This window comes from Bradyrhizobium sp. USDA 3256 (assembly GCF_054058275.1).
Map to the genome: position 1 here is coordinate 61,062 of NZ_JBSSAE010000001.1, position 21,876 is coordinate 82,937.

Below are 21,876 nucleotides of genomic sequence, written 5' to 3' on the forward strand. Positions count from 1 at the left end.
TTGACGGATAGTCTTCGTATCGGGGCGATGCTGAGCCGTTCAGGCAGTGGCGGCTTTGGGGAAGTTGAAGGGCAACAGGTCAGCGATATCGGCGTTGTCCACGCGCTGAGGCAACTCGGTGAGCACATGGCGCAGCCATGTTAACGGCTCGACACGTGAGGCGCGGCAGGTCAGCATTAGGCTGTAGACGACGGCGCTGGCCCTGGCTCCGTCGACGGTGTCGCTGAACAGCCAGCTTTTTCGGCCGGTGGCAAAAACCCTGATGTCGCGCTCCAGAAGATTGTTGTCGATCGGCATCCTGCCATTTTCGGTGTAACGCGTCAGATAGTCCCATTGGTTCCGGGTGTAAGATACGGCGTCGCCAAGCTTGCTGTCCGGCAGGACCTTCGGGGCGATTTGATCGAGCCATTCCTTGAGGGCATTCAGGACAGGAATGCTGTGTTGCTGGCGGAAGCGACGGATACATTGATCCGGCGTTTCGTCTCTGTCCGGTTTTTCGTCCCGCGCCTGCCTTTCAACCCGGTAGAGCTGCTCGAAGAACCGCAGCGCCTGCTCGGGCGGCCCGCCGCCCTTCTTTCTTGCTTTGAGGGCGTCGACAAAACGCCGCCGGGAGTGGGCCATGCATCCAATGTGGATGGCCCCTTCCAGCGTGCGCCATGCGCTATAGCCGTCACTCATCACGATGCCACGGTAATCGCCGAGGAAGACCTGCGGGTGGATTTGGCCGCGGCCCGGCTGATAATCCAGAAGAACGATCGGCTCGTGACTATCCTTGCCGCTGCGATACGCCCACATGTACGATGTGCTGGTGGCCGCTTTGTCCTTCTCCTTGAGGACCTGAACCGTCGTCTTGCGTAATCCGATGCAAGCCGGCCACTGATTCCGACGCAATCCGGCCACCGATTCCGACGGAAGTCGGCCACCCATTCCGATCTCCGATCGAAGCCGGCCACCCTGTTGAGACCGGCCTGACGCTCTCGAAGACGGCGATCGAATCGCGGACCAGCCCTCCTTTGCGGCCAAGCAAGGGGAGGTCTGATGCCCGCCGAGAGAGCGCCGATGCGGAAGGTTTGAGAAGTCTTGAGACTGCGGCACGCCCTTGGCGTGAGCGAACGGCAGATCGCGGTCACCGTCGGCATCAGCCGATCGACGGTTGGCGAGTATCTGCGGCGGGCTGCCGTGATCGGCATCACCTGGCCGGTGCCGGAAGGGATGGACGACGGCGAGCTCGAGCGCCGGCTGTTCACGCCGCCGACATTCGAGGAGAAGCCGGCGCGGCCGTTGCCCGACTGGACGGCGGTGCACCGGGAGCTGAAGCGGCGCGGTGTGACGCTGCTCCTGCTGTGGGAGGAATATCGCGCCCAGCACGCCGACGGCTATGGCTACAGCCGGTTCTGCGATCTCTACCGGAAATGGAGCGAGACGATCTCGCCGACCATGCGGCAGGTGCACGGGCCCGGAGAGAAGCTGTTCGTCGACTTCGCGGGCGACACCGTGCCGGTGTTCGATGCCGCGACCGGCGTGCAGCGGCTGGCCCATGTCTTCGTCGCGGTGGTGGGAGCATCCAACTACACCTTTGCCGAGGCGCGCTGGTCGGAAGGGCTGGCCGACTGGATCGGGTTACACGTCAATGCCTTGCGCACGATCAGCGGCGTGCCGAAGGCGATCGTCTGCGACAATCTGAAGGCCGGCGTCACCGCCACCTGCCGCTATGAGCCGGGCATCAATCGCACCTACCAGGAACTGGCCGAGCATTACGGCACTGCGATCCTGCCCGCGCGTCCGAGGAAGCCGCGCGACAAGGCGAAGGTGGAAGTGGCGGTGCAAATCGTCCAGCGGTTCGTGCTGGCGCGGCTGCGCAACCGGCGCTTCTTCTCGCTTGATGAACTCAACGCGGCCATCCGCGAGGCGGTTGCCGACCTCAACGCCAGGATCATGCGCAAGCTCGGTGTGAGCCGCAACGAGTTGTTCGGACAGATCGACAAGACGGCGCTCAAAGCCTTGCCGCCGCTGCCGTATCAGTACGCCGAGTGGAAGAAGTGCCGCGTCGCGCCCGACTATCACGTCGAGATCGCCGGTCACTACTACTCGGTGCCCTCACGTCTGATCCGCGAAGAGCTTGAGGCGCGCATTACCGACCGGACGATCGAGATTCTGCACAAGGGCGTCCGGGTCGCCAGCCACGCCCGCTCTGACGTGCCCCATCGCCACACCACGATCCCGGAGCACATGCCGAGCGCGCACCGGCGCTATGCCGAATGGACGCCAGCACGGCTCAAACGAGAAGCGGCCAAGATCGGCCCCGCCACGATCGCTCTCGTCGAGGCGATCATGAAAGCCAAGCCACACCCCGAGCAGGGCTTCCGGGCTTGTCTCGGCATTCTGCGGCTCGCGCGCAGCTACGGCTCGGCCCGCATCGAGGCCGCCTGCCGGCGCGGTAACGACATCGGCGCGACCTCCTACGGCTCGATCAAGTCGATCCTGCAGCACGGGCTCGATCGCGCCTACGCAAACGAGAGGCCGCCGGACGACCCACCGATCCGCCACGGCAATATCCGCGGCACCGATTACTACCACTGAAGAAAGGAGAGACGATGTTGACACATCCCACCCACAACCGCCTCGTCGCACTCGGGCTTAACGGAATGGCGAAGGCCCTCGACGAACAGCAGCGACAGCCCGACATCGCCACGCTGGCCTTTGAGGAGCGCCTCGCACTACTGGTCGACCGTGAGGCGACCGAGCGCGAGAACAAGCGGCTGATCGCTCGGTTGCGGTTCGCCAGCCTCCGGCAGAACGCCGTCGTCGAGGATATCGACATGAAGGCGCCGCGCGGACTCGACAAGCCGCTGTTCCAAAAGCTCGTCGCCGGCGAGTGGATCGACCGGCATCAGAACCTGCTCATCATCGGCCCGACCGGCGTCGGCAAGAGCTGGATCGCTTGCGCCTTGGGCCACAAGGCCTGCCGGGACAACCGCTCCGTGCTCTATCAACGGCTGCCGCGGCTGTTCGAGGCGCTCACCCTCGCGCGGGGCGACGGCCGCCATGTTCGCCTCCTCAGGACCCTGGCGCGCGTCGAGCTTCTGGTCCTCGACGACTGGGGACTTGCCCCGATGACTGCCGAGCAGCAACGCGACCTGTTGGAGATGATGGAGGATCGCCATGGCCGCGGCTCGACCGTGGTGACAAGCCAGCTCCCGGTCGAGCATTGGCACGAGCTCATCGGCAACCCAACCATTGCCGACGCTATCCTCGATCGCCTCGTGCACAACGCCCACAGGCTCACCCTCAAGGGCGAGAGCCTACGCAAAGCCGCCGCCAAGCGTCAGACGCTTGACGACGAGCCCGCCAACTGACCTGATGACGACGTCGTCGCGAGAGCCCGCCTCAGCAGGCGGCCGGGATCATCGGAATCCCTGGCCGGCTTCAATCGGTACAGGCGGCCGGCTTCGCTCGGAATCCGCGGCCGACTTCGTCGGAATGCGCACGTCTCGTCGCCATGGATGAGAGGCTGCGATCTGAGCCGCAGCTTCAGGGCGTCATAAATGCGATGCAGATGCTTCTCGCTCGAGCCGATCACCCAGTGGCCCAAAGCGCCGCGGCTGACAGGAACACCTGCGCGTTCGAAGGCCTGCGCCAGGCGGTAGAGCGGCGTGCCGTCGACATATTTGTGAACCAGCGCGAACGCCAGCGTCGAGGCCGTGGCAACGCTGCCCGGCAACGGCTGCGTCGGCATCGGCGCGGTCACGACAGGGGCGTTGATCCCGGTGCGATCGCAATGGCGGCAGGCATATTTGAAGCGCACATTCTGTAAAACCTTCGCTCCTTCACCTCGATATGAAGTTGCTCGGTGACAGCCTCGCCCATGCGATGCATCTGGCCACGGCAGCAAGGACACGCCTTCTGATCGTCGGGCAGGTCATACTCGACGCGCTCGCGCGGCAGGTTTGCCGGCAGCGGCCTGCGGCCGCGCTTCTTTCCCGTCGTGCTTTCGACCGATGGCAGACCCGTGTCCGGAAGTTCGGCGGTATCGTTCGTTTCGCTGCCGGCGTCATCCTCATCGGCGGCCTGCTCAGCTTCATTGAAGAGACGGTCGACGTGCTTTTCGCTGCGCGGCGCAAAACGATGCAGGCGTGCCAGCGCCAGTTCTTCCTCCAGCTTGACGACGCGCTCCGTGAGCTGACGATTCTCCGCCTCCAGCGCGGCAATGCGCGCCAACAGCACCTCGACACTCGGATTGCCGGTTCGATTCATCGGATTCTTGAATTTGAACCGTTCCGACGCGTCAACCGCTCAACTCAAGAGCTCAGCCGGCAACCTGATATTGCCGCACCGGATGACGGACCATCGCATCGATATCGATGCCGTCGAGGATCCAGTGCAACTGCTCGGTCGTAAGCCGGACGACCGCCTCCTGGCGGCGCGGCCATCGGAACTTGTCCTCGGTCAGCCGCTTCAGGACCAGCACAAAGCCGGACCGGTCGAAGAACAGCAACTTCATCCGGTCGTAACGGCGATTGCAGAACGCAAAAACCGCCGGCACAAACGGATCGAGCGCCATCGTCTCCTGAACCAGAACCGCAAGGCCGTTGATGCCAGCTCGGAAGTCGATCGGCTCACGGTGCAGATAGACCTGCAGGTCACCGCCCAGTCTGAACTTTCATCCAGCGGCAGTTAGAGTCTCGGTGGTTTGTACGCCAAGTGGCGCGGGTGGAGCAACGGACGATCGGCGGAGCTGGTCGGGGTTGCGCAGCCGAGCGTCCGTTGCGGAGAGAGTGGCGGCGTAGGCCGCGGGCGTGAGGTATTGCAGCGAGGAATGAGGGCGCTCGCCGTTGTAGTCGGCGACCCATGCCGCGAGTTTGGTCCTGGTGTCGTTGAGATCGAAGAACAGCGTCTCATTCAGGAGCTCGTCGCGCATCCGGCCGTTAAAGCTCTCGACGAAGCCGTTCTGCATCGGTTTGCCCGGTGCGATGAAGTGCCAGTCGATGCCGGTTTCCTTGCACCAGGCGAGCATGGCGTTGCAGGTGAGCTCGGTGCCGTTGTCGGAGACGATCAGGCCGGGTTTGCCGCGGCGGGCGACAATCGTCGTCAGTTCCCGCGCCACACGCCGGCCCGAGATCGATGTGTCAGGAATGGCGCCCAGACATTCCTTGGTGACATCGTCGACGATGTTGAGGATGCGGAAGCGCCGTCCATTGGCGAACTGGTCGTGGACGAAGTCCAGCGACCAGCGCGCATTCGGCTTTGCTTCCACCAGAATCGGTGCCCGGCACCCCATGGCCTTGCGGCGAGCCCGCCGCTTGCGGACCGTCAGCCCTTCCTCCCGATAGATCCGGTGAATGCGGTTGATCCCTGATGGCTCGCCCTCCCGCCGCAGCAGGACGAACAGTCGACGGTAGCCGAACCGTCGGCGCTCGTAAGCAAGGTCGCGCAGCCGGGCACGAAGATCCGTATCCGAAGGGCGGCAAGATCGGTAACGGACCATCCTCCGATCCGCGTCGACGATCGTGCAGGCCCGTCGCTCCGACAGGCCCATCACGGCCTTCAGGTGCGCCACAGCGGCGCGTTTGGCGGCGGGCCCTACCATTTTTTGACAGAAGCTCGCGAAGGGCGGCCGCGTCGAGCATCTGCTCGGCCAAAAGCTTCTTCAGCTTCGCGTTCTCATCCTCGAGCGACTTCAGTCGCTTGGCTTCGGAAGCTTCCATGCCGCCGAATTTGGCCTTCCAATTGTAGATCGTCGCTTCGGAGACACCGTGTTTGCGAGCCAGGTCAGCTGTCGTCGCCCCAGCCCCATGCTCCTTCAACACTGCGATAATCTGCTCTTCCGTGAACCTTGCTCGCTTCATCTGTCCGTCCTTGCTCAGGTCGGACTCTAACTCCATCTGGAGGAAATACTCAGGGGCAGGTCAGCCGTTGTCAAAACGAACTATGCCGGCCAGTCGCGCGCAGCATCTCGTTCTGGGCGGTGGCGTAAAGTGTATGCCAGGACTCTCTCAGCTCAGGGGTGAAAGAAGCGCCGAATTTTCGCTCAAAGCTCCACATCAACGCCTCGCCCATTGCGACAAAGTGCGATGGCTGAACGCCAAGTATGGCGTGCTTGTGACCGGAAATCGCGATCAGCGACTGGAACATCGGTCTTTCGTCGAGCGAGGCGACCAGCGCCGTGATCATATCCAGCACCTTCATCCGCTGCTTCTCAGTATCGCCGCCGAACATTTGTCTTGCATCAGGAGCTAGTTCGACGAACCTGTTGTAGCACAGGTCAGCGAGGTCGCGGCGGATCGGCCACATCGCGTCAAATGATGTCCTGACAAGGTCGACCTGCTCCGGCGTACATTGGTCACACCAGCAGGCTCGTAAAGAATAGTCTTGTGATCTCTGCGGCTGAGGGCTCCCTCTCATCTGACGTGACGACGGAGACAAACTGGTGTTTGCAGTTCCCAGCAGCGCCAAAGATCTTGAGCTTCATTCGCGTTGACGAGCTCGTGCCACTCGAGGGTGACTAATCCAGAACCACAGCGAACGCATTCTTTGTGATGCACTGTTGAGCTTGGGAGCAAGTGGAACCTCTTTTCTTACACACAAGCGACGCGTACGGCAGAGGGGCAAACGTTGGTGGGCCATCACTTGTGCGACCTTGAGCAGCTGCGCTGGATCAGATGTCCACTCCAATGCTCGCGCCGGCAGCGAGAACTCGGTGAATGAGGGTCTTTTGCGCAAACGATACTGGAACCGGCAGCAGGCTGGAAGCCGGTCAAAGAGGGGCGCCTAAGCGGGTCACAGTGTCTTGAGGTATTCAAGCAACGCCTTTTTGTCCTGATCGCTCAAACTTGTCCCGTACTCGTGGCCGCATCGGCTATTTCCAGAGTTGATATTGCTGCAGTCCGTCACGGATAGAGTGTCGCTCAGCGGCTCCTGGGTAGCAGCAAGACCAACGTTTTCAATGTCGTATTTCCGTCCGACGCTAAACTGCGATCTGCGCTGCCCTGCTGGCTTGAGCAATTCCGCCAGCGTCGGGACCGAGCCGTTATGGAGATAAGGTGCGGCGGCCCAAATACCCTGCAGAACACGGGCCTCGTAGGAGCCCCACGGAGGGAGCTGAGCGTGAGACGCTCGTTCTGCTCCCTGCCGCCTGGCCTTCTTGATTGCTTCCGAGGTGCTGACAGTATCGAAAGCCGTTAGCAGATCCTGCAGCGTTGGCGGTAGCCGCACCAGCCCCAGAGACTCCGATGTGTCCGACGATCCCGGATCTGGCGCCGCTGCCACCCGGGCATTGGTTGAAGGGGCGCCGCCGGCCAACAGGTGTTCCGCGATCGAACCAATGACCGAGGTCGCAAGAATGTTAAGAATCTCATCGTTCTCCTTGAGGGGGGCGGTCGCGAAGGGAATGTACGCTCCCTTCAGCACGCCCGTATTCGCTTTCCAGGCGAGGATGTCGTATTCTCGTGTATCGGTACCAACGTTCTGGACCGGAGTTCGCCATGTTTTGACAAATGGAAAGCGTTGCTCTCCGTCTTCTATCCCGTGGCAACCGCTACATCCCGCTTCAGCGGAATCCCTTTCAAAAATCGCTTTGCCGCGCGCGGCTAAAGCAGCGTCAATCGTCCAGGGCCATTTCGGAGGGCCGATCCGCTTCACCAGGTTTTCAAGCTGGTTCAGGCCGTCGAAATTGGTGGAATTATTGTCAAGGAAATTGATGATCGCGCCCTGGCGCTTCGGCTCGAACGTAGCGAATACTCCCAGAACCTCGCCAACGTTCCGAGCCAGCCCCAAGATGTCATTTCCATTTTTTGCGAATCCAGGCCATTGCGTCTTATCTTGCCGCGGCGAATTCCAGAGGAAAGGGTATCTCACGGGAGCGTCCGCGGTTTTCATGTTTCCCGGGATCATGAAGTCGGGCGGCGGGCCTATGTCCAGTCCGGATATGCGGTTGAAAATCATCCCCACAGCGTCCAGACGGCCAACTCCCCAGCCGGTCTTGGGCAGCGCGCGCACAATAAGCGTGTGAAACCGCAAGTACCACCCCTCGACCTGCCGACGAAGATCCGCAACGTCGGCCGCGTCCGGCGTTGTGGACCGCAGGACAGCTGCAGCAAACGGAGCGAACGAGCTGTCACTGGCAATCACGTCGCCCACAGCCTTGTCCAGATCGCCAAGCAATGCGTAGAAGTCTACAAACGCCGGACCGCCATCCACCCGATACACCTTGCCATCAGCTTCGATCTGGCGCGTGTGACAGGCTGAGCAGGTCATTCCGACGACCTGGAAGTCTTGAGGGCCAGAAGCGTGAAAGCCGACGGGAAGATTGGCCGTGTTTGCAGGATTCGGTAGATAGCCGTACCGTGACAAACCATCCGCGAGGAATGGCTGTCCGTTCCTTTGCTTCAGCGCCTGCATCCAAGACAACGTAATCAAACGCGAGCCCTGATCGCGCGAATAGAAGTCAGCTCTCGCTGCCGCGGTCCAATCTACACCCTGGTCAAGATAGATGGGATTGGCGTCGGTGCCTTGAGCATCCGATTTTGTCGTGACGACAAACGTTAAGGCGATCAGAAGGAGAGTGCGGAGCATCGTGTGTCCTACCGCTTCCATTGTCGCAACAGCCCGAGGCAACTTTCGCCGGAATCCGCGCCTTTTCCGGCAAACCCGGGCTTGCCTTTCGGCCTGCAGGTTCGGCCTGCAGGCCGTCGGATCATTGGTTATCAAAGGGCGCTATCCAACAAACTTCAACCTACCAAGTCTTGGGGGAAGCAACTGCATTCGGAAAACGATCATCGCGTCGCCCTGGATTTGTCGGAGGCATACAGGCGTGCGGCATCGCAATTGCGGAGCCTCACTGCCACATTGGTTCCGAGAGATCTTCCCGATGTCGATCTGGAATGGCGCAGGATCGACCAAAACGCTCTTCAAGGCGCCGCTCACTGATCGACAATCTTCCGGTGAGAACGACGTGCAAACTAGGCCGGTGAAGCGCGCGAGCAATGACTGACGGGCTAAAGAAACATGAGGCGTGACCGTAAAGACCTGCTCAGCGAATTGAACAGGAATCGCGGCCGCAATCTCGCTGCCGAAGAGTTTGAAGCGGTCGCGAACCTCACGCTTCGCCGAGGAGTTCGGGAGCGTCAAGCTGGCCCACAGCTTCGCGGTCGGTTCAAGGTATTTGACGGTGCGTGTCGAAGGGCTCGACGGAAGGCAACTCAGCGGCACGGAGGGCTAAAAGGCGAAACAGTGACCGATATCCACGAAGAACGCGTATTCTGGAATGATACCTTTCACGCCGAGATATTTGATTTCCGCGGCCAGGTTCATTTTGCCCGCTTTGATGGCTGCACCTTCGTGAAATGCACCATCGTGCTTGATAGCAGCGCCGAACAACTCGCCTTCACCGGCTGCACGTTCAAGGACTGCAACATCGATCATATCGACGCAGACGAGGCTCGCGGAATTGTTGTCCGTGACAACTTTTTCGATCGCCCCATTGCGGAGCGTAAGGCCGATTTCGAACGACGCTTGGCTGAAGCGCTGAATCGGCGCCTAAAGTCCTAAACGCCGAACGCTTAGCCATGGAGCTTCACGCCACCAACGACATGCGGGGCGATCTCCGCGCCGGCTCCATCAATTACCGCACTCGACTCGGTTACCATTGTCCGGGTCGCCCCGGCATAGGCTGAGGCCGGAGTAACTTAGTCGCCCGCGACCCTAGACCTCGCGGCACAGCTCCCCTACTCATTGGGGAGTACCGGAGTCATACGGATGGCGAAGGCGCGCCCCCTCATCCATACTTTGTCCAAGTCAGGATTTTGCATACACCCTCCTGGGCTAGAGCCAACGCCGTCCGCATGTATTTCAAGCGGGCGGCGTTGGGCTGTGGATCGACTGTAGCGCATGCGATTAGCTGCGTGCGCCCTCTCTGTGGTCGCCGATCTGGTACGATCAGCGGCTATTTTTGGGCATCGTGCGCCGGTCATGCTGCTCACTGGGCGCAGGCGCAAGGGAACCATCCGCTTGGACGATCATCTTGCGCGAAAGAGGCGCGCCCGACAGCGGAACAGCCGATCGCCCGACCTGCGGCGGACATGTGCGAGCAAACGCGGCGATTAAGCGCTGGCGGTGACGAGCTCTCTCCACGGCCGTCTCGACCGCCTTCTCTTGGGCTCGCAGCGCGGCGCGGTATGCGCGTTTACGCTGGCGGTTCCATTCTTGCACGTCTGTCACAAGCCAAGCGGCCTCTCCGGCGGAAGTGCTCGCGCATGGAAAGTTGGGCCGTTCCGCCCAACGGACGATCGTTGCAGGTGTAATCTTGAAGTGCGCGGCCAATTGAACCGCTGTCATGTAATTCCGGTCAGGTCGATGGAAGGCGGTCCGACGTCCGGGATGATGTTGTCATTGCTATCTGTCATCGCTCCAGCCACCCTGACCAAGTCATCAACGAACAAAGCGCGATTGTCGAGCTTACCTTTCATCGGCTTGCCCTCTCATGAGCGAGGCTCCTGATGCGCCGCGTCGCAGATGATCTTGATCGACCTAAAGAGTGTAAGCGGTTGTTTGCGTACAAGCTCTGTGCTCGTCTTCGCGAACTCGTCCGGGCCTCCTTGCTGGCGGACGATCTCCCGAAGTGCGGCCAGCTTCTCAGGGTCGGCGGAGCGAATAGCTGCCTCGAAAGCCGGTATAAATTCCAGCCTGTCCATTGCAACACATCCCTTATGAAGAAAGCTCCGGTTTTGAAGGCGGCCTTGGTGGCGGCCTGGTCGCCATAAGCTCCGCAATCGCGGCAAGTACGACGCTCGTATCGGCCTTTCCTTCGGACCATCCCTTCAGCGCCTCTATCGCGTTCTTTAAAGCCTCATCACGGGTCACGGAACAATCTCCACAGCCCCCCTGTGGCCGGCCGCGCGGCCTGCGACTCCGAAAGAACGCGCGGGCATTTGGAGACCGCCCGCGCGGAGTTTGCTACGTCAAGCTTGGTCCGTGTTGCGTGAAGATAAACAGCCAAGCCGATAAGCCTCTCAACAACTCGCATGCCACGGCACCGTGCAGAAGTAGAGCCAAACGGCGCGGTATCGACAGAGCACAGTGAGGCCGACGCGACGGAAAAGCGTGCGGGCGACTGCTGACGACCGCCCGCACGCCGTCGCACATCAAACAGACCGGGCCCTCACGAGGGTCAATCAATAAGCGGCCAAGCCATAGACTGCTCAGCAACGCGCGTGCCAGACGACCGGAGAGTAAACGGCGCAATCCCGGTGCACTTCTCGTGCGACTTTCAGACATGCACGCAGTCAACCCGACGCCGTTTGAACGAAACCAGACGTGGCTAATGACGCCGAGAGGGCGCGGGGATTGGATGATTGCCATCGTGTATCGCGATCAGTTCGCCGGGCTCCAAACCGAGCTTTTGTAACTGCTCTTTTTGAAGCGGACAGTTAAGCATTCCGGCCCTTGCGCCGCAGTCGGCTATCGTCATCCGCACCGCTTCCGCCGGGTCAGGGACGGCAACCGCGTATACTACGTGTCTGAAGTCTTCGTCGTCGCCATCTTCCTTGAAGACAGCAGCAGTCACTAACCAACCGTCCATCTTGCTGCGCTCCGGGAACGCGAAGTAGGCGTTGTCTTCACCTCATTGCATAAGTATTGCGACTACTATGATGCCGATGGAGACCAGGCCCATGAAAATCACGCAGCCTAGGTACGGTAGGTCGCCGCGCACTACACAGCTCCAGACGCGAGGACGGAGCGTGCACTCCGGGGACACGATCAACCTGCACAATTCGGCCCGCTGCGTTCGACAGCCTGACACGGCAATCCGAGTCCCAACAACTACTGGCTTGCATAGGTGCATGGCCCGGACGACAACGCCGCCCTAGCGAAGCTGGGCTTCAGCAACTTTGGCGAATTCCAAAGCGAACCCTGGATATCTGCAGCATTTGGATGCCGGACTGCCTCTGACTTTGAGGTAATCCTCGACTTTAGGACCAAACCGCGGCTTTATCTGCAGCACGTAGCGAATGTCGAATAGTAACTGAGCAGAGACCTCATTGGCTCGTTCGCGCAATTGACGCACGACGACGTCCAGCTCGAAACGGGTTTCCATCGGTTTCTCGATGACAGGAGGCTGCTTGCGGCCGCAAAGCGAATGACACCTCTCCAACGCCTTCCTCCGGAACGCAGAGGCGCGCTGAGCTTGGCGGAAACTCCCGGTCCTTCCAGGATCATCCGCCGCGAAGGTACGACTTCCAGCGCAAGCCGGCCACGATCGTCGGAACCGCGATTTGCGTTACTCGCTGTTTCGCAGGATTACTGTCCCGTTCGCACGTCTGTAGAGCGTGGCAGGTTTGTCTTGGGCCCTAACCCCTGCAAACGCATTATCGTCTGCTTGGCCAATTCCCCGTGGAGCCTATGGATCTTCTGAGAGCCAGCAATGAGAGTTTCTTGAGTCTGTTTCAGGAAATCGGTTTGAAGCTCAAGAGCTTCGTAAAACGATCGCGCGCCCGCCAACTTCTCGAAAAACGACTTGGTGTGTTCGAACGATTTTTTGACATAGTCAGCATAGGTTTTTGCGATTTCTTGATAGCTGACCGGCGTTGTTTCCGCTGATACGATCCGGCCGTTCGAAGAGGTGTCAGTCGAAGAGGTGTCAGTTGACGCGAACTGCGCGCCGATCTCCTTCGGCGTGTGCTGCAATTGATCTGGCGGCGGGCCCTCTTGTTGACCCGATTTCCGCCTCTGCTGTGCAGTTTCGTCGCTCTGCCGATCCGCGTTCGGGTTGCCCTTGCCGGATTTTCGTGGCGTCTCGCTCTGGTCTGGACTCATTGCTAAATCACTCCGTGGTTTGATATCAATCAAGTTGCAAATCTCCGCCATGCTCACGCTGGCATCATGATTCCGATCGGCTCCTTGTGCGGCGATTTGCTACATTTTAGCGGACCTCTTCTACGCTGCCGCTCGGCCGGCTCCGAAAGCGGCGCGTCATAGTACGCCTGTCCTCATTGGACATCTCGCTCCCTCGCCCGCGCATTGCCGAAATCGCTCGGTCGTCCCACAGCAATTATCAACCGGGGTTTGCTCCCACTGCGATCTGCGAGAAGTTCCTATCCCTGAGAGCACTGGGAGTAAGGTTGGCATCGGCCAGTTCTCTCCAAGACCTCCCGACTTCGATCCACCTGCTTTTTCGAGCCAGCAAGGTGTCAAGCATCCTCCTCCAGCAATGCCCCAGGTTTGGGGGACCAAGTGCGCTACTTTCGAGAGCTTCGAGATAATGCGTTCGACGGTCTGTCCGTTCTGCGCTCGCCAGATCGATTTGACTTTATGGATGAGGGGATTGTCGTTGGCGCGAACACCGTTGCTTCTGAGGGCCGAGTCAGCCACACAGACCAGCAAGAGGCCGAGACAGAACCACAGCACGCGTTTTCTTGCCATTTTCACCTGCCGCCCGGATCCATCTGTTCTCTCTGTGAGGCACTAATCCTACGCGGATCACAAACACGCTGTTACGCAGCATTGAAAGTTAGCAGCGACGTGACAAGACGCCCGTCGGTATCGGCCGAGCAGACGCCGTCCTTGGCTTATGTCACGCGCCGCTAACCTCACTGGCCAGCCACGGCCTCAACTTGCGATGGTAGCCATGCCTGAGGGAGGGTGCCCTCGGCACGTCGAGGGTCAGCATTCTTCGTGCCAGGCAATAGTCGACAGTTCGTACCGTGTTTGTGTTGGCTTTGTCTGCTTTGCGACTTACTCAGGTTGTGGTCCTTGCACTCAGGCCTGGCCGCGGCGGCGTCATGTTGACCTTATCCTGTCCGCAATCATCGACCCGTGCAAGCGACTCTTTCGCTGCAGCTCAGACATGGATGAAATCCCTTTGGCGCCGTCATCGACACTGTTTCAGTCGGCGCCGTTGCCGCAAGGCCGACGCGATCGAAGCCCGCACCAGCGAGGCACACCTTTTCTATCGCCATTGAGCATTCACTGCGCAATCTTCGTTGGCACACCCTTTGCTCGTCAAGAAATAGCAATAGTGGTCTTTGTGGAGGCCAAAGATCCCTAATCAGTTGCTGCGGTCGAAAAGACAAGGTCGATTCGACGGCGGTGCTGAGCGCTGAGCGGGCGGATGCTTTGGCGCAGTTCGTCACACTTTCCAGATTGAGATGTGCTTGAGCTTATATCGAGAAGAAGTATCGGGTGAATTAAGACGTCGAGAACGAAGCCATTGTGATTGACAGCGCACCAGAGCCAATGTTGTCCGCCCGCGATCGAGAGCGCGCTGGCGGACGCGGTCAGAGAGCACGTTGCCGAATTTCCGTCCCCGGCGGCGCGTGGTTTCATAGCTAACCTCCAATGCCACGCGGCGACACTTTGTCGGGGAACGCATTCCCAGGCTCTCTGACGCAATTATATCGGACTCTAATCCCGCACAACCTTGACGCAAAAATTGCTACCAAAAGTAGCGCGCTGGCAAGCGCCCTACGCGCTGCGCAGGATTCTGTCTCGTTCACCGTTTCCCGCTTCTTCGCGATGTACTCGGCGATCTCGGCAAGATCTTCGCGCCCGGACATGTAGGCAGGGACCATGTCCTGCAGATGCGCCAGGATTCGGAAGAAGGTCGGAGGGATTTGCCCTGCGCTTCTCTGTAAAGCTGGCCGATCCTGCGAGATCGGCAGCAAGGGCAATATGCTCCTGATCAGACCGAGCGCGCCTATTTGACGATTATCGACCGTGATCCGGTCGCGGTGGAGCGCCCGCTCCCGCAAGAGTGTGAAGCCGCCTGAGTGGCAGGCACAGCGGCCGACTCAGACACCCGGCAAACCATACATCCGAGCCTGCCGGCTATTTTTCGTTGACGATCGAAGTGTGGCCATCGAGGCCGATCGCCGCGTGCTCGGCCTTCACGGCATAGCGCCAAACCAAATCGCAAGCGCGAAGACGACCAAGAGGGAGACAGCGATGATCGCTTCACGGGCCGACATTCGCTTCATGTGCGTACGCCTCTCCGCGGGGATCAAAGTCCCGGCAGGTTGCACACCCCCGCCGAGGGTTGCAACCTACCGAAAGCGGTAGACCGAGCGGACATGGCCCGCGCGGCCCAGCTAATGCTCAAATGAAAAAGGGCTTATACTGTTACTTCACCTTACCGCCTCTCGGCTCAATGTGTCGCAGCACGGATGCTCCGAGTTCCTGGGTTTGCTTGTTCGATAGCTTGCTCGGCGTGGCCGTCGCAACGCCTGCAAGGCGCTTGATCTTCGATGAAGTGATTGGGTGTACGGTCTTGAAGGGCGAGGTAGACGGTGGCTTTTTGGCCATCTGGCATTCTCCGACTGGGTTGAACGAATCGTCAGAGTATACCTTCTCGGGAGCACAATCGGCAGTCATCCCGCAGCGGCCTGCAACGACCGGGACCGGAAAAAGCCAATATGGCGTCGGCAACTCTACTGCCAGCGTGCTGGGTCGGAAGACGCGTTGCTCACTCTCGCACCAAACCCTCGGCTTGCCCGCGCCCTCGACTGTCACATATTGCGGGACGTTGTTGACCGCACCGAGACACTCACCGGCTGTGCAATCGAGCGCGCTTATTACGAAGCGGGTGACCCAAGGCGTGGCTGAGTGCAAGCGAGCCTTGGCCCTGTATCACAATCTGGCTGATGCTCACGAGATGATGGGCATCGCGAAATCCTGTATGGGTTGCAGCGCCGGTACCGAGTCGCACGTCAACGAAGCATTCACAATCGATCCGTCATTGAAGGGACCTAGTGTATTAGCGGTCGGCAGATTGTTCGCAAGCAGCCACAAATTGATTCCGCGGCAGATTCCAAAAGCGCCCTTTGCCAGAATGGCGGGGAAGGCGGCCATTCTGATCAGCAAGGCGGTTGAGAGTCGCGCGAACTTGAAGAGTTCATGACTCCACGACCGTTCTTCCTGATCGTCTTATAGTGATCGGATGGTTCCACAACTTGGCTCCCGACCACCTCTGTCCCCCGAGCTTTAGGTGGTGTGTAGTCGACGGGACCGTCGAGTTGTATCGAAGAGACGGACTGCAAGGCGCCTACCAGGATCGGGGGGCACCTAATTCACTGCCGTTGTCTGAGCTGGCTTGTAGCGTTGCATATCCTCCAGGAGAAACTCGAGTGGCAAACGCGCCCGCATTCGTTGCATTAACAAGATAGAAAGAACGACACCCCACGAAAGAGTTAAGCGAGCACAGATATCCTCGGTTGATAAATGGCGCCACAGGGGGACCGCATTTTTGGCAGTCAGGATTTCCATACCCGCGGAGCGAGGGGATGTGCAATTGCGTTGACGCCTGCCAGAAGTCGATCGATGGTTGAGAGAGTAAAAAATGGTAGCTGTTAGTGAAAATAGTCACTATCGATCCTGCGAAGAAGCGCATTGCAGTCGAGGACGTAACCCACGACGCGCTCGGGCGCTTTTGCGGTGCGACCCGCGGCGTGGTCGCAAAGCTCCCGAATGCTGACGTGGTCCTTGCTGCCGACGGTCGACAATCCGAGGCTGGCTTTTCGATTGGAGGCCCGAAAGCGATCCGCGGCCCGGCGATACTTCTCGGAAAAAGGGCGGAATTCGGCCAACGCTTTCCAGCGAAATCAACCGTCGAGACTCTCGAAAAGCTCGTTCGCTGGCTCGATCCGGAACCCGTTCCGCGCGCACTTTCGGGCGAGATGATCACGGCGATCCTCATCGGTCGCGACAATGGACGGCCCCGCGGCAGGTGAATGCACCGTGCGGTGATGCAAACCCGGCGTGGGGGCGCCATGATGGCTCGGATGCCGTGCCTATGCATCAAGCGCTCGATCCGGCCACGGATGCGCCACGTCCCTGCACCCGCAGCGCGGCATGGACTCGCGGGCTGCTATAGCGCCCGCCGCTGTCCCGATGAATCTGCCGGATCGCGGCCAAGAGCGTGGAAGCTCATGTCCGTGTTCGGTCAAAGATCGCGATCGACTTCCTAAGAAACAGCCGGATCGATGTCTGGAATTGCTGTAACACGAAGCCCAGACACTTGGCTCGGCTTCCGGACGGGCGCCGGCCGTCCTCTTCTTTGACATGGCAATCCTCCATTCAACCATGAGCAGGAGGGTCTGGGCTATGCGAATCGTCATCTTCCTAATCGGGATCGTCGCTAGGCCGACGTCACCACTCTCAAGTTCGCATGCACGTATGGACCATTTTTTAACGGGGATTTGCCTCCAATAATCGAACGGCCGCTACCCTCCGAGTCGCCGAGGAGCACAAGGCCGTTTCTACGCCGCACAGGCGCGCAACCGTGCTGGACAGTTTGTTTAAATGTCACGTTCCATGCGCAGCCGCTCGTTCTCCTCACGTAGCCGGATGATCTCGGAAGCCTGGTGCGCCGGCGTCGGCGCCGCCTGCGTGCTGGGGCGCCGCGTCGCCGATGCCGCTCCTTCCGCAGCTTGTCCACCCAGCGCCGCAACACCGAGTCGCGAAGACCGAGTTCCTTGCTGACCGCCGTGATCGACCGGCCACTCGATACCACCAGCTCAGCAGCCTGCCGCTTGTACTCTTCGGTAAGCGACCGACGTTGACGCTCTTGCATCCGACACCTCCGGGCTCTCTGAGCCTACTAGGTCCAGTTTCGCTTGATGCGTTTTCGCGGTAAGGATTGCCTTAGCCCGGCCGAAGTAGGCATCGGCAACGCGAGATTATCGATGCTGTCATGGTAGTGGACGTGATTGTGGCGTTCGACGAAAGCCCGGATCTGTCGTTCGAGGTCGCCGGGCAGGTAGTAGTTGTCGAGTGGAATGCGGTTCTTGACGGTCACTGATGCCGATGCTCGACTGTGCGACGCCATACAACGTCGAACCGTTCGCCTGGCTCGCCAAAATGCTTCGGCGCATTGCTTATGGCTCGCGGAGCAGCGAAATCGACGCTCGGCGGAATCGCGCCGCCTGACAGCATCGCCTTACCGCGTACAAAAGAAGGGCCGCCTACGTTGCCGCAAGCGACCCAAGTCTAGGGAGGAACGCCCAAGGAGGGCAGCGATAGCGGGGCGCTACCGCATTGCCTGAAAATAGGACGATCGCGATCGGCGGCTCAATTGAACGTAGGGAAACGTCGGGCATCTAAAGGGACATGGAACGATACGAAGGTTTATGGGGCCCGCGCGCGAAGCTGGGCGAAGGCTGTCGTTGCCTATGCAACACGTCGAGCAGCAGCCAATCGATGCCATCGACAAGTCAATCGTTCTTATCAGAACAAGCGACGCGAGCTCGCCGACGGGGGACCAGACATATGAGTGCGGCCAACATCGCAAATGCGCCCGACAATCCTGCGAGGTTTGCGAGGAAACCGACTAACCACTGAGGCCGCCTTACGGCACGACGTGAATCACTATTATCCCGACCAGCAGAGCAGCACCTAAGACCGCAATGCCAATACAGATGCGAGCCGCGGTTGAATATGAATGGAAGGGTGGTTGTTCGGACATGCCGCCGCGCTCCTCTTCTAGCGCCGTCACCGATCTCAGCCCGTCTTTAGCTCGGGCGCCCTAGGATGAATAGAGGATGAGGGGCCAGGGAGCGACGGCCCCCCCAGAATAGGTAGGAGCCCGATCCGATGTTGATGCTGTAGCGTCAAGCGTCGTTTGCCGTTGGGGCTGGAGTCCGTGGAGCATCAGGATCCGGCTGCGCGATCGAGCGGGTCTATGTCGACAACGACTACCGGCAGCCACGACGCGCGAAATCCCCGCCGCGTCTTCACTTCAGGTCAGAAGCGCGGCGTCGTCGGCGCGAGCTGTGAAGCCCAGTCCTCCTCTCAAACTCTGTAATGTTGAATCATTTAATCGGTAGTTGCCGGCCGAAATAGATGCTGCCTCTGGAGCGAGTGGGCAGAAGCACGTTTGCCCGGAACACGGCACTCGGAGCTCGTTTTTTCATAATCTTGGTTGTCCTCCAATTGACTTCGGCGGCCGTTTTCGATTCAGACAGGCGCAGACAGGAATGCGTAGCCTGCACGAAGAAGACCTATCTGATATTCTCGGCTATGCATCGGATTGCGCTCTTCGTTACAAATGGCGTATCCGATGTCGTATATGCGCTTGACCCTCGCCTCACGCCGAACGCAATACCCCGCGAGCGCGGTTTCCAGGTCGTGGCTGCGATGGAGTTCCTGAGCGAGGACCAGAGCATCCTCGATCGCCATGCCGCCGCCCGACGTCATCTGCGGTGTCAGCGAGTGAACCGAGTCACCCAACAATACGACGCGGCCGCGGTGCCATGGTGCAGGCATCATCAATACGTCGAACGGGCGGTAGCTTATATGATTGCCCTGGCCGACCAAGTCGGCCGCTTGGATCAGTTCGGGCGCCGTAAATGGGTCGAGCAGGTTTCGAACATAATCGCAAACCTGATCTTGAGCGACACGAAGCGTTTCATCCGTGGTTCCCAGGAAGAACAGGTAACACAGCTCCTTCGACAGCGGCAGCGCGCCAACCAATCTCCCCGTCGGATGGCGATAGAGGATGAAGCCGTCATAGCTTCGGTCCGAGAAACAGTGTAACGCCACACTCTTGGCCGGCGTAGTGCGGCTTGAACTCTTCGCCGAAGAGTTGCTGGCGCGTCTTGGAATAAACGCCATCGGCCGCGATCAACAAGCCTGCGCGATCTGTCTCGCCGTGCGAGAGCTGCACCGTCACGCCCTCAGCGTCCTGATCAATCCGAGTGACAGTCGTATTGAAGGCGATCTCGGCGCCGCTCGTCCTGGCGGCCTCCTCCAGGATCTGCCCGAGGCGCGGCCGCATGATCCCTAGCGCGGCTGGACGATCCGGGTCCCAAATTCTTGGCGAGAACTGCTGATGCAGCGGGTTTCCGGCGGCGTCGCGTATCGATACGACGTCCCACCCGTGACCGCTTTGCAGAGACGCTTCCACCAATTCCAATTCGGCGAGCGCTCGCAGCGCATTCCCGAGTAGGGTGATGCCAGTCCCGATCCGGTCGCTCCTATCTCCCATTTCGATGACTCGCACAAACACACCGATGCGTCGAAGCGCATGGGCGGCTGTCAAGCCGCCAATACCACCGCCCACGACGATAACGTTCTTCACCGTGCCCATGTTTCCTCGTACACGTCCGTTGTTCATCTCCCGTGGTGAACTGCGCCACTGCGCCTGCTCTGTGTGCAGTTCATCCGCTCGATACAGCGAGACTGCGATGTACTTCGTTTCGAGCGAGTCCCTGATGCCTTCGGTCGAGCGGTCCCGCGCAAGACCGCTCGCCTTGCTACCGCCGAAGACCGCCGCGGGATTGGAAGCGAGCCCCCAGTCGAACGTGACCATGCCGCTCTGCATCTGGCCGGACAGGCGCAAAGCCCCGCTTCAAATCCTTCAGAACCTAGTTTTGTTGGCGTGCGTCCCGCCGTGGAAGGGCACGATTGGCGCCACTTCGCTGAGATCGACGCTGAGGTGCGGCCGCTGCTGAAACTCGTCGATCACCGACATCTAAACGATGTCGAAGGACTGGAGAATCCGACCGCCGCGGTCATCGTCGATTGGTTCTTTGACCGCATTCTTGGCTGCTAGAGTGTGCCGATTTGCGAACGACGAGTCTTGGGTGGAGGTTAGGGTCGGTTGAGTGAAGCCATGAGCTGGGACAGACAAAAGAAGGGTCTTCGCAGCTGCGCCTGAGCCGCAAAGTCGACGCCATCTGTAGAACGTTGATGGTGTTGGTCCCGATCTCGATCATGCGATCAGCGTAGATTTTGAACGGAGCTGCTTGTGTCGGACTGCCTATCGCCTTCATCCGGTGCACCGTTCGCAAGTGAGGCCGAACTGCAAGCCAACTTTGTGGCGCCTAATGGAGCTTGGGCGGCCAGATCTGCCAATCATCGTCACAGATCTGACAAATCTCGCCTTCCTCGATGCCGAGATCACTCAGGTGCCCGTTCACTGAGTGCGGAAATCGCCAAGGCAAATCCGCCGTGTCTGGCGTCGAGTTCAGAACCGATGTCCCCGAAATCGAGCGAAGCCTCATAGCGTCGGTCGCAGCAGGCATGGTAACCGCAAACGTTACGTTCTGAAGGCCGACGCTCTCCAGGTGACCAATTAAGACCAGGCAACCGGCTACCATGTGTGCAATCCAACGAGTTAGATCACCCCAGTTAACTCTAGGCGAACTCATCACGAAGTGCGACTACCAATTCTTGGAGGTGGAAGGGCCGCGGGATGTCCCGATCGCTATTGAACTAGGTCGGGCCGGCGCGCATCCTCAATATCGTCGACGATGTCAGCAAGGAATGTCTGGGCGCCATTCCTGACACGTCGATCTCGGGCCGGCGTGTGGCGCGGGAACTGACGACGGTTGTCGCGCGGCGCGGCAAACCCTGCCTGATCGTCTCCGACAACGGCACCAAACTCACCTGTAACGCCATGCTGGCCTGGTACAAGGAAACCGGCATCGACTGGGACTATGGGACGAACGGGCGTCAACTGAAGCGGCCTAATTCAGCTTCAGCTCTTTGATTGCAAGCCGCGAGATGGCTGATGCGTTCGTTACGCCGCGCGCGCGGACCTCAATGACCTTGCGCGCGATAAATTCGCAAAGTGGGTCTCCCCGCTCGACCAACCCAAGCGATTCCAGCGTGAGCCGGTAAGCCCAATTAAGCGATTTCCGCTCCTTTTCCGTATAGGTACTTCCGGCGAGCAGGCGATTGATTGTCATCGGCCAACGATCCCGTGGAACCGATAATCATGCCCGAATAGGGGACCATTGTCGTAGATCAAAAAACAAAGTCAAAGTTCTGCTACACATGAATGATGTGTCGCGGATTGATGTTCGTGATACTCAGCATGTCGTCATCCCATCGATTGCAATTGCCATGATGCCGGTAATGTAAGGCGTCAGCCTCGATGGCCGAGCA

General features: G+C 59.6%; 20 protein-coding genes and 4 pseudogenes. 7 read left to right on the forward strand and 17 right to left on the reverse strand.

Features of this window, described 5'->3' with window-relative positions:
- Nucleotides 1-39: 39 nt before the first annotated feature.
- A pseudogene (tnpC, locus tag ACVWY5_RS00310) lies at nt 40-852 on the reverse strand (IS66 family transposase); the annotation flags it as partial.
- Nucleotides 853-1,080: 228 nt separating this feature from the next.
- Between tnpC and istA the strand changes: the two are divergent.
- Both istA and istB read left to right on the forward strand, forming a co-directional pair.
- Nucleotides 1,081-2,580 carry an IS21 family transposase gene (gene istA / locus ACVWY5_RS00315; protein WP_456671619.1) on the forward strand — a complete coding sequence of 500 codons (1,500 nt, stop codon included), beginning with the start codon at nt 1,081-1,083 and terminating at the stop codon, nt 2,578-2,580.
- Between the two features lie 14 nt (nt 2,581-2,594).
- Nucleotides 2,595-3,356 carry an IS21-like element helper ATPase IstB gene (gene istB, locus ACVWY5_RS00320; protein ID WP_456671620.1) on the forward strand — a complete coding sequence of 254 codons (762 nt, stop codon included), beginning with the start codon at nt 2,595-2,597 and terminating at the stop codon, nt 3,354-3,356.
- A gap of 32 nt (nt 3,357-3,388) precedes the next feature.
- Here istB and ACVWY5_RS00325 read toward each other — a convergent pair.
- Nucleotides 3,389-4,254: pseudogene (locus tag ACVWY5_RS00325) on the reverse strand (IS66 family transposase); the annotation flags it as partial.
- Nucleotides 4,255-4,267: 13 nt separating this feature from the next.
- On the opposite strand from ACVWY5_RS00325, the gene ACVWY5_RS00330 reads away from it, so the two are divergent.
- Nucleotides 4,268-4,678 (forward strand): hypothetical protein, encoded by a 411-nt coding sequence (locus ACVWY5_RS00330; RefSeq protein WP_321177254.1) that lies wholly within the window; start codon nt 4,268-4,270, stop codon nt 4,676-4,678.
- Here the strand turns inward: ACVWY5_RS00330 and ACVWY5_RS00335 are convergent.
- The 3 genes from ACVWY5_RS00335 to ACVWY5_RS00345 all read right to left on the reverse strand — a co-directional run bounded on the left by ACVWY5_RS00335 (nt 4,661) and on the right by ACVWY5_RS00345 (nt 8,571).
- A protein-coding gene (locus tag ACVWY5_RS00335; protein ID WP_321177236.1) for an IS3 family transposase occupies nt 4,661-5,846 on the reverse strand; the annotation gives its coding sequence in 2 pieces (ribosomal slippage) (nt 4,661-5,594 and nt 5,593-5,846; 1,188 coding nt in all). The two genes, ACVWY5_RS00330 and ACVWY5_RS00335, sit on opposite strands and share 18 nt — an antisense overlap.
- Before the next feature lie 70 nt (nt 5,847-5,916).
- Nucleotides 5,917-6,291 carry a globin domain-containing protein gene (locus ACVWY5_RS00340; RefSeq protein ID WP_051376432.1) on the reverse strand — a complete coding sequence of 125 codons (375 nt, stop codon included), beginning with the start codon at nt 6,289-6,291 and terminating at the stop codon, nt 5,917-5,919.
- Nucleotides 6,292-6,777: 486 nt separating this feature from the next.
- A complete protein-coding gene (locus tag ACVWY5_RS00345; RefSeq protein WP_028338159.1) occupies nt 6,778-8,571 on the reverse strand; it encodes a di-heme-cytochrome C peroxidase in 1,794 nt (597 codons plus the stop codon).
- 432 nt (nt 8,572-9,003) lie between these two features.
- Between ACVWY5_RS00345 and ACVWY5_RS00350 the strand changes: the two genes are divergently transcribed.
- Nucleotides 9,004-9,546, forward strand: coding sequence for a hypothetical protein (locus ACVWY5_RS00350; RefSeq protein ID WP_283088188.1), 543 nt, complete (start codon nt 9,004-9,006; stop codon nt 9,544-9,546).
- 782 nt (nt 9,547-10,328) lie between these two features.
- Here ACVWY5_RS00350 and ACVWY5_RS00355 read toward each other — a convergent pair.
- The 5 genes from ACVWY5_RS00355 to ACVWY5_RS00375 form a co-directional block, all read right to left on the reverse strand.
- Nucleotides 10,329-10,463: a hypothetical protein gene (locus ACVWY5_RS00355; RefSeq protein WP_283812479.1), complete on the reverse strand. Its 135-nt coding sequence runs from the start codon at nt 10,461-10,463 to the stop codon at nt 10,329-10,331.
- A gap of 12 nt (nt 10,464-10,475) precedes the next feature.
- On the reverse strand, nt 10,476-10,688 hold the full coding sequence (locus ACVWY5_RS00360; protein WP_028338161.1) for a hypothetical protein: 213 nt from the start codon (nt 10,686-10,688) through the stop codon (nt 10,476-10,478).
- Between the two features lie 626 nt (nt 10,689-11,314).
- Nucleotides 11,315-11,575 carry a hypothetical protein gene (locus ACVWY5_RS00365; RefSeq protein WP_080667380.1) on the reverse strand — a complete coding sequence of 87 codons (261 nt, stop codon included), beginning with the start codon at nt 11,573-11,575 and terminating at the stop codon, nt 11,315-11,317.
- 285 nt (nt 11,576-11,860) lie between these two features.
- Nucleotides 11,861-12,091 (reverse strand): hypothetical protein, encoded by a 231-nt coding sequence (locus tag ACVWY5_RS00370; RefSeq protein WP_028352407.1) that lies wholly within the window; start codon nt 12,089-12,091, stop codon nt 11,861-11,863.
- Between the two features lie 203 nt (nt 12,092-12,294).
- Entirely contained in the window at nt 12,295-12,843 is a 549-nt protein-coding gene (locus ACVWY5_RS00375; protein ID WP_321177237.1) for a phasin family protein, read from the reverse strand.
- 2,764 nt (nt 12,844-15,607) lie between these two features.
- Between ACVWY5_RS00375 and ACVWY5_RS00380 the strand changes: the two genes are divergently transcribed.
- Nucleotides 15,608-15,889, forward strand: coding sequence for a hypothetical protein (locus tag ACVWY5_RS00380; RefSeq protein ID WP_321177238.1), 282 nt, complete (start codon nt 15,608-15,610; stop codon nt 15,887-15,889).
- A gap of 448 nt (nt 15,890-16,337) precedes the next feature.
- On the opposite strand, the gene ACVWY5_RS00385 is transcribed toward ACVWY5_RS00380, so the two are convergent.
- The 6 genes and pseudogenes from ACVWY5_RS00385 to ACVWY5_RS00410 form a co-directional block, all read right to left on the reverse strand.
- A complete protein-coding gene (locus ACVWY5_RS00385) occupies nt 16,338-16,574 on the reverse strand; it encodes a hypothetical protein (protein ID WP_166217330.1) in 237 nt (78 codons plus the stop codon).
- A 211-nt stretch (nt 16,575-16,785) separates the two neighbouring features.
- Nucleotides 16,786-16,902 (reverse strand): transposase, encoded by a 117-nt coding sequence (locus tag ACVWY5_RS00390; RefSeq protein ID WP_128089689.1) that lies wholly within the window; start codon nt 16,900-16,902, stop codon nt 16,786-16,788.
- Between the two features lie 223 nt (nt 16,903-17,125).
- Nucleotides 17,126-17,560, reverse strand: coding sequence for a transposase (locus tag ACVWY5_RS00395; protein ID WP_080667381.1), 435 nt, complete (start codon nt 17,558-17,560; stop codon nt 17,126-17,128).
- 27 nt (nt 17,561-17,587) lie between these two features.
- A pseudogene (locus tag ACVWY5_RS00400) lies at nt 17,588-17,782 on the reverse strand (IS3 family transposase); the annotation flags it as partial.
- Between the two features lie 1,160 nt (nt 17,783-18,942).
- Nucleotides 18,943-19,458, reverse strand: a complete 516-nt coding sequence (locus ACVWY5_RS00405; protein WP_167350190.1) for an FAD-dependent monooxygenase — start codon at nt 19,456-19,458, stop codon at nt 18,943-18,945.
- Nucleotides 19,459-19,492: 34 nt separating this feature from the next.
- A complete protein-coding gene (locus tag ACVWY5_RS00410) occupies nt 19,493-20,296 on the reverse strand; it encodes an FAD-dependent monooxygenase (protein WP_456671621.1) in 804 nt (267 codons plus the stop codon).
- 81 nt (nt 20,297-20,377) lie between these two features.
- Between ACVWY5_RS00410 and ACVWY5_RS00415 the strand changes: the two genes are divergently transcribed.
- Both ACVWY5_RS00415 and ACVWY5_RS00420 read left to right on the forward strand, forming a co-directional pair.
- On the forward strand, nt 20,378-20,539 hold the full coding sequence (locus ACVWY5_RS00415) for a 6-carboxytetrahydropterin synthase (protein ID WP_283088193.1): 162 nt from the start codon (nt 20,378-20,380) through the stop codon (nt 20,537-20,539).
- A 678-nt stretch (nt 20,540-21,217) separates the two neighbouring features.
- A pseudogene (locus ACVWY5_RS00420) lies at nt 21,218-21,451 on the forward strand (DDE-type integrase/transposase/recombinase); the annotation flags it as partial.
- A gap of 4 nt (nt 21,452-21,455) precedes the next feature.
- Here ACVWY5_RS00420 and ACVWY5_RS00425 read toward each other — a convergent pair.
- A complete protein-coding gene (locus ACVWY5_RS00425) occupies nt 21,456-21,677 on the reverse strand; it encodes a hypothetical protein (protein ID WP_028352378.1) in 222 nt (73 codons plus the stop codon).
- Nucleotides 21,678-21,876 lie beyond the last annotated feature (199 nt).

What these genes read in the sequence shown, in the direction of transcription:
- istB (WP_456671620.1), top strand. Translation starts at nt 2,595, where the DNA reads ATGTTGACACATCCCACCCACAACCGCCTCGTCGCACTCGGGCTTAAC.
- ACVWY5_RS00340 (WP_051376432.1), bottom strand. Translation starts at nt 6,291, where the DNA reads ATGTGGCCGATCCGCCGCGACCTCGCTGACCTGTGCTACAACAGGTTC.
- ACVWY5_RS00345 (WP_028338159.1), bottom strand. Translation starts at nt 8,571, where the DNA reads ATGCTCCGCACTCTCCTTCTGATCGCCTTAACGTTTGTCGTCACGACA.
- ACVWY5_RS00350 (WP_283088188.1), top strand. Translation starts at nt 9,004, where the DNA reads ATGAGGCGTGACCGTAAAGACCTGCTCAGCGAATTGAACAGGAATCGC.
- ACVWY5_RS00355 (WP_283812479.1), bottom strand. Translation starts at nt 10,463, where the DNA reads ATGAAAGGTAAGCTCGACAATCGCGCTTTGTTCGTTGATGACTTGGTC.
- ACVWY5_RS00360 (WP_028338161.1), bottom strand. Translation starts at nt 10,688, where the DNA reads ATGGACAGGCTGGAATTTATACCGGCTTTCGAGGCAGCTATTCGCTCC.
- ACVWY5_RS00365 (WP_080667380.1), bottom strand. Translation starts at nt 11,575, where the DNA reads ATGGACGGTTGGTTAGTGACTGCTGCTGTCTTCAAGGAAGATGGCGAC.
- ACVWY5_RS00370 (WP_028352407.1), bottom strand. Translation starts at nt 12,091, where the DNA reads ATGGAAACCCGTTTCGAGCTGGACGTCGTCGTGCGTCAATTGCGCGAA.
- ACVWY5_RS00395 (WP_080667381.1), bottom strand. Translation starts at nt 17,560, where the DNA reads ATGCAAGAGCGTCAACGTCGGTCGCTTACCGAAGAGTACAAGCGGCAG.
- ACVWY5_RS00410 (WP_456671621.1), bottom strand. Translation starts at nt 20,296, where the DNA reads ATGGTCACGTTCGACTGGGGGCTCGCTTCCAATCCCGCGGCGGTCTTC.
- ACVWY5_RS00425 (WP_028352378.1), bottom strand. Translation starts at nt 21,677, where the DNA reads ATGACAATCAATCGCCTGCTCGCCGGAAGTACCTATACGGAAAAGGAG.